This is a genomic window from Streptomyces sp. UH6 (genome assembly GCF_013421635.1).
Taxonomy (GTDB): domain Bacteria; phylum Actinomycetota; class Actinomycetes; order Streptomycetales; family Streptomycetaceae; genus Streptomyces; species Streptomyces abyssomicinicus.
In genome coordinates this window covers 1-5,718 of the sequence record NZ_JACADT010000321.1, presented here as the reverse complement: position 1 = coordinate 5,718, position 5,718 = coordinate 1, and the positions used below count along the sequence as shown (strand labels likewise).

The 5,718-nt window shown below is 74.7% G+C and carries 8 protein-coding genes; 5 read left to right on the top strand and 3 right to left on the bottom strand.

Going from position 1 to position 5,718, the window contains the following annotated elements; genetic code table 11:
* Both HW445_RS16515 and HW445_RS16510 read left to right on the top strand, forming a co-directional pair.
* A partial coding sequence (locus HW445_RS16515) for a small ribosomal subunit Rsm22 family protein (RefSeq protein WP_218957058.1) occupies nt 1-680 on the top strand: 680 nt, incomplete at its 5' end.
* 106 nt (nt 681-786) lie between these two features.
* A complete protein-coding gene (locus HW445_RS16510) occupies nt 787-1,515 on the top strand; it encodes a bifunctional DNA primase/polymerase (protein ID WP_180221783.1) in 729 nt (242 codons plus the stop codon).
* Between the two features lie 158 nt (nt 1,516-1,673).
* Here HW445_RS16510 and HW445_RS16505 read toward each other — a convergent pair whose 3' ends face one another.
* On the bottom strand, nt 1,674-2,585 hold the full coding sequence (locus HW445_RS16505; RefSeq protein WP_180221784.1) for a hypothetical protein: 912 nt from the start codon (nt 2,583-2,585) through the stop codon (nt 1,674-1,676).
* A 138-nt stretch (nt 2,586-2,723) separates the two neighbouring features.
* Between HW445_RS16505 and HW445_RS16500 the strand changes: the two genes are divergently transcribed.
* From HW445_RS16500 to HW445_RS34430, 3 genes are read left to right on the top strand one after another with little or no spacing between them, the layout of a single operon-like run.
* On the top strand, nt 2,724-3,368 hold the full coding sequence (locus tag HW445_RS16500) for a PhzF family phenazine biosynthesis protein (RefSeq protein WP_180221782.1): 645 nt from the start codon (nt 2,724-2,726) through the stop codon (nt 3,366-3,368).
* A 3-nt stretch (nt 3,369-3,371) separates the two neighbouring features.
* Nucleotides 3,372-3,680, top strand: coding sequence for a MazG-like family protein (locus tag HW445_RS34435; protein WP_374939664.1), 309 nt, complete (start codon nt 3,372-3,374; stop codon nt 3,678-3,680).
* Nucleotides 3,665-3,808: a hypothetical protein gene (locus HW445_RS34430; protein WP_374939663.1), complete on the top strand. Its 144-nt coding sequence runs from the start codon at nt 3,665-3,667 to the stop codon at nt 3,806-3,808. The genes HW445_RS34435 and HW445_RS34430 overlap by 16 nt, the downstream gene beginning before the upstream one ends.
* A gap of 27 nt (nt 3,809-3,835) precedes the next feature.
* Here the strand turns inward: HW445_RS34430 and HW445_RS16490 are convergent, their stop codons facing one another.
* Nucleotides 3,836-5,053 (bottom strand): beta-ketoacyl synthase, encoded by a 1,218-nt coding sequence (locus HW445_RS16490; protein ID WP_180221781.1) that lies wholly within the window; start codon nt 5,051-5,053, stop codon nt 3,836-3,838.
* Nucleotides 5,050-5,328, bottom strand: a complete 279-nt coding sequence (locus tag HW445_RS16485; RefSeq protein ID WP_180221780.1) for an acyl carrier protein — start codon at nt 5,326-5,328, stop codon at nt 5,050-5,052. The genes HW445_RS16490 and HW445_RS16485 overlap by 4 nt, the downstream gene beginning before the upstream one ends.
* Nucleotides 5,329-5,718: the final 390 nt, after the last annotated feature.

The window sequence follows — 5,718 nt, the reverse complement described above, 5'->3', positions numbered from 1 at the left end:
TGCTGGACTGGGCGGAGCCCGCGCTGGCCCTCGGCAAGGAACTGGCCGCCGCCCACCCTGCCCTCGCCGACGCGCGCTGGCAGCGCTCACGCATCGGAGCGGCGCTCCAGATCGAGAGCACCGATCTCGTGACGGTCTCCTACGTCCTCGGCGAGCTCACCGAGCAGGACCGCGCCCATGTCGTGGACGCCGCCGCCGGCGCCGCCCGCTCGGTCGTGGTGGTCGAACCCGGCACCCCCGACGGCTACGCCCGGGTGATCGCCGCCCGGGACCGTCTGATCGCCGCGGGCTTCCGGGTCGCCGCGCCCTGCCCGCACAGCGCGGCCTGTCCGATCGTGCCGGGCGAGGACTGGTGCCACTTCTCCGCCCGGGTCAGCCGCTCCTCCCTGCACCGCCGGGTGAAGGCGGGTTCGCTGTCCTACGAGGACGAGAAGTTCAGCTACGTCGCCGCCACCAGGCTGCCGGTGACGGACGTCTCCCCCGCCCCGGCGCGGGTGGTGCGCCGCCCGCAGATCCGCAAGGGGCAGGTGCTGCTGGACCTCTGCGAGGCCGAGGAGCAGCTGCGCCGCCACACGGTCACCAAGCGCCACGGCGACCTCTACAAGGCCGCGCGGGACGCCGACTGGGGGGACTCGTGGCCGCCCGCGGAGCCCGGCAATTACCATGAAATCAGGCAATGACCTCCGATCCGCTCGCCAGGCGTCTTGTGGCCGGCCGGCCCAGGAGGAACGTGACGGTGCGACCATGGGGCATGCTGTCCGCACCATCGGCGAGGCGAGGGGATAGATGAGCGCGACGTTCGGCGGCCGTCCCGGCCGGCAGAGCAGGATCTCCCAGTGGCTGCGCGGACGCCGTCCGCAGGAGGTCACGGGCGCGGAGGACCGCGAGGCCCTGCTGCTGGCCGCCGCCGCCGCGGGGCTGCCGCTCGCGCCGGCGGCCCACCCGGTCGGCTACCGGTGTTCGTGCGAACGCGTGGGCTGTCCCACCCCGGCCCGGCACCCGGTCTCCTTCGCCTGGCAGACCCAGTCGACCACCGACGCCGCGCAGATCGGGCGCTGGGCGAGCGGCGACCCGGAGGCCAACTTCATCACCGCCACCGGCATGCTCCACGACGTGCTCGACGTCCCGCTGGAGGCGGGCCGGGCGGCGCTGGGGCGGCTGCTGGAGCAGGACGTCGAGGTCGGCCCGGTCGCCGAGAGCGACGACGGCCGGATGTTCTTCTACACCCAGACCCGCGGTACGCCCGAGGACGAGGACGAGTGGTGGCCCTGCGAGCTGGACTCCCACCCCGAGACGACGGAGGAGCATCCGGGGCTGCGCTGGCACTGCCGCGGTTCCTACGTCCTGGTGCCGCCCGCCCGCCTGCCCGGCGACGACGGCCGGTCGGTCCGGTGGCTGCGCGGCCCCGAGCACGCGCTGCCGGAGCCCCTCATCCTCCTCGAGACCCTCACCGACGCCTGCGAGAAGTACGCCGGTGAGGAACCGGCCGGCGCGGTCTGGCCCCTCCAGCGCTGATCCCTCCGGCGCCGAACCCTCCGGCGCTGAACCCCCCAGTGCTGACCCCACCGGCGCCGACGCCACCGGCGCCGACCCCACCGGCCGCGCGCCCGGGCCCTTCCGCACAGGCGGCCCTCGCCGCCCGCCCCCGGCACGGCCCCGGCCTGACCGTCCGGCTACTCCCCGCGCGCCGCGACGAGCCCCGGGACCCGGCTCAGGAAGACGACCTTCCCGGTGCGCGGAACCCGCACCGCCTGCTGCGAGACGTATTCCATGGTCAGCGTCTGCTCGATCTCGCCGGTGGTGAGCGCCCGCACGTCCTCGTTCTGCACGGGTATCTCGGTGCCCGGCGCCGCCGTCAGCTTCTCGAAGTGCTTCGTCGCGAAGAACACCAGGGCCCCGCCGTCGGCGGTGCGCAGCCCCAGCGGCGCGTAGTCGCCCCGGGACAGCGGCTCGTCCTGGAACTGCCGCACGAGACCGGGCCGCTTCTCGTTCTTCTTCCGCTGCTCGCGCACCACGCTGGTGTGCGGCCCCTCCGCGAAGGCGTCACCGCCCTGGCCCAGGTACGCGGCGTACTCCTTGCTCAGCGCGGACGGGGAGACCGCCAGCGGGGCGCCGCCCACGGCCGGCTCGGCGTGGCCGTCCTCGTCCTTGCGGAACTCCGGCACGTCGTCGGGGTCGAACAGCGTCAGGTAGGCCGCCTGCCAGGGCTCCTCCTTGTGCTCCTTGACGAACACCACCATCCACCGGGCGTCGCCGCCCTTGTTGGCCGCCGCGTCCGCGAGGAACCAGCGCGGCCAGCCGGCCTTGGCGGGGATGGTGTACCGGGCGTCGGTCAGCTTCAGCGGCTCGTGCCGGGAGTTGCCACCGGGGTGGTTGGCGCGGCGTGCCTTCAGCCGCGCGCCGTCCATGTCGCCGAACGCGCCGGTGACCCGGTCCTCGTCGAGGCTCCGGTCGTACGCCTTGTCCGCCGCGTTGTAGGCGTCGGTGAACTCCCGCAGCGCGTCCCGGGCCTCTTCGGGGGTGGCGGTCGGCAGGACCTCCCGCTCGCCGTGCACCACGACGCACCCGCTCAGGGCCAGGGACATCGCGGCCGCCGCGGCCGGCAGGACGCGACGCCCCAACGTGCTCTTCAACTCGCCTTCTCCTTCCGGCTTACGCAGCGGCACCCTACCCGGGCCGGGCGGTCGGCGCGGGCGGTACCGGGGGATGCTTGAATGCCCGACGTGACTCCTTACGACGTGCTCCGGGTCTTCTGCGACGCGCGGCGCGGCTACGGCAACGAACTGGCCGTGGTCCGTGACGGCTCCAAGATCCCCGGCGAGACCGAGCGGCAGGCGCTGGCCGCCGAGATCGGCTTCAGCGAGACGGTGTTCGTCGACGACCCGGAGCGCGGTGTGATCGACATCTACACGCCGACCCTGCGGCTGCCGTTCGCCGGGCACCCCTGCGTCGGCACCGCCTGGCTGCTGGACGTGCCCTCCCTGGTCACCGCGGCCGGCGAGGTGGGGGTCCGGCTGGACGGCGAGTTCGCCTGGATCGAGGCCCGCGCCGAGTGGGCGCCGCCGCGGGTGCTGCGCCAGTACGCCTCCGCCGTGGAGGTGGACGCCCTGGAGGTGCCCCCGAAGGGCGAGTGGATCTACGCCTGGGCCTGGGAGGACGAGGCCGCCGGGCGGGTCCGTGCCCGCGCCTTCCCCGGCCGGGACGACGGCATCGACGAGGACGAGGCGACCGGCGCCGCCGCGCTGCTCCTCACCGGGCAGCTGGGCCGGGCGCTGAACATCACCCAGGGCACCGGCTCCCAGATCCTGACCGCGCCGCAGCCGCACGGCTGGGTGGAGATCGGCGGCCGCGTCGTCCTGGAGCGCTGACCCGTGCGCGAGGACGTGGACCCGCACGGCGACGTGGACGCGCACGGCGGCAAGGACCCGCACGAGGACGTGACCCCGCACGCGGGCTCGGAAGCGGACGGCATGTGGGCGTCGGTCGAGGCGCTGTGGGCCTGGCTGGACCGGAGCAACACGCGCCCGCCCGAGCAGGAGCTGCTGCTGCGCATGCTGAAGCTGTCCGAGGAGGTCGGCGAGGTGGCGCAGGCGGTGATCGGCACGCTGGGCCAGAACCCGCGCAAGGGCGTCACCCACGACTGGGACGACGTCCGGGCGGAGCTGTGCGACGTGCGCTGACGGCTCTGGTCGCACTGCGGTCCCTCACCCCGGACGCGCCCGAGGTGTTCCTCGGCCACCTGGCCGGTGTCCGCCGGCGAACCGCGGACCTCGAGGCCGGGAAGCCGCGTCCGCGCGAGGGCGGCTGACGCTTCCCGGCCCCGGGCCGCACGCCGTCAGGGCGCGGTGAACACGAGCGCCGTGTTGTGCCCGCCGAAGCCCACCGAGTTGGAGATCACCGACCGCAGCGCGGCGCGGCGGGGCTGGCCCGCCACCACGTCCAGGTCGATCTCCGGGTCCTGCCGGCGCAGGTTGGCGGTGGGCGGGATGACCTGCTGGTGCAGGGAGAGCACGCTGAACGCCGCCTCCATCGCGGAACCGCCGGCGATGGCGTGCCCGAAGACGCCCTTGTTGGCGGTGACCGGCGGCGGTGTGCCGAACACCGAGCGCAGGGCGAGGTGTTCGGCGATGTCGTTGAGGGTGGTCGAGGTTCCGTGCGCGTTGACGTGGTCGATGTCGGCGGGGGTCAGTCCCGCGTCGGCGATCGCGGCGCGCATCGCACGGACCGCTCCCGCGCCCCCGGGCTCCGGGGCGACGCAGTGGTGGGCGTCGGCGGAGAGCGCCTGTCCCGCGAGGCGGGCGTAGACGCGGGCGCGGCGGGCGCGGGCGTGCTCCTCGCGTTCCAGGACGAGCACCCCGGCCCCCTCGGAGAGGACGAAGCCGTCCCGGTCGGCGTCGAACGGGCGGGAGGCGGCGGCCGGGTCGTCGCCGCGGGTGGACAGGGCGCCCATCCGCCAGAAGGCGGCCGAGCCCCAGGTGTTTCGGGCCGACTCGGCCCCGCCCACGACGACGATGTCGCAGGCGCCGGAGTCCAGCAGCAGCTTGGCCATGGCGATGCCGGAGGCGCCGGAGGTGCAGTTGGTGCTGGTGGTGAGGAGGGGGCCGCGTGCGCCGAGGTCGATGGAGACCTCGCCGGCCGCCATGCCCGGCTGGCTCCGCGCCACCAGGCTGGGCGTCATCGCGCCGAAGCGGCCTTCCGCCAGCTTGGTGTACTCCCCCGGGTGCGCCATGGCGCTGCCGCCGACGCCGATGACCACGCCGACCCGGTCGCCGTCCCACTCCTCCGGGTACAGGCCGGCGTCGTCGACGGCCTCCCGGGCGGCGATGACGGCGAACTGGATGAACCGGTCGGTGCGCCAGCGCAGGCCGCGGCCGAGCCGGGCGGCGATCGCGTCGTCGTCGATCCGGCAGGAGAAGTCGACGGGCATGCCCTCGAGTTCGGGGTCGTGGGCCGCGGTGGGGACACCGCTGAGCAGACGTTCCCAGGCCTCCTTGACCCCGACGCCGCCCGGGGCGACGACGCCCAGGCCGGTGACCGCGATCGCCGGGCTCACCTGGCGGCCCCGGCGGTCTCGCCCTGGGGCTGGGCGGCGGCCTCGGCGATGATCCGGAAGCCGTCGGCCAGGGTGGTGTCGCCTCCGAGCCCGGGCAGCGTCGGCGGCAGGCTGATGCCGTCCTCGTCCTCGAGGATCGCGAGGATCTCGGCCATGGCCAGCGAGTCGATCTCCAGCTCCCTGAAGGTGGCCTCGGGGCGCACCGCCTCGGGGGCGATCTCGAAGTGGTCGCGCAGCAGCGCCTCGAGCCGTGCGACAAGCGGCTGGTCCGTCAACTGTCTCTCCTCACAGGGGTGTGCCGCAGTGCGGCGGTGCGGTGCGGGGCTGCTGCGTGGTCCGCGCGGAGGGTGGTCCTCCCCGGCCGTCACGCCGGGGTGCCCACCGCCCGCCAAACAGGTGGGATCCGGGCCCGGACACGGCTGATCGTCCGGCAGCCGCGCCCGGCTTCGGCACCGTAGGCACATCGCATCGGCAGACAATCGGTGACACGCACCCCGCGTTGCCGGGATTCACCAGGGCGGCGGTGCTCCCGTCGCCGTCGGCGGAGGTCGTGGTCCCCGGCGGACGCGGGGGCGGGTCGGGAGGTGGTGACGGCGGTGGAGACGGTCGGCGGGAAGTCGGGTGGTCCCCGGGTGTGGCGGAGCCGGCGGCAGGGCGCCCGGGAT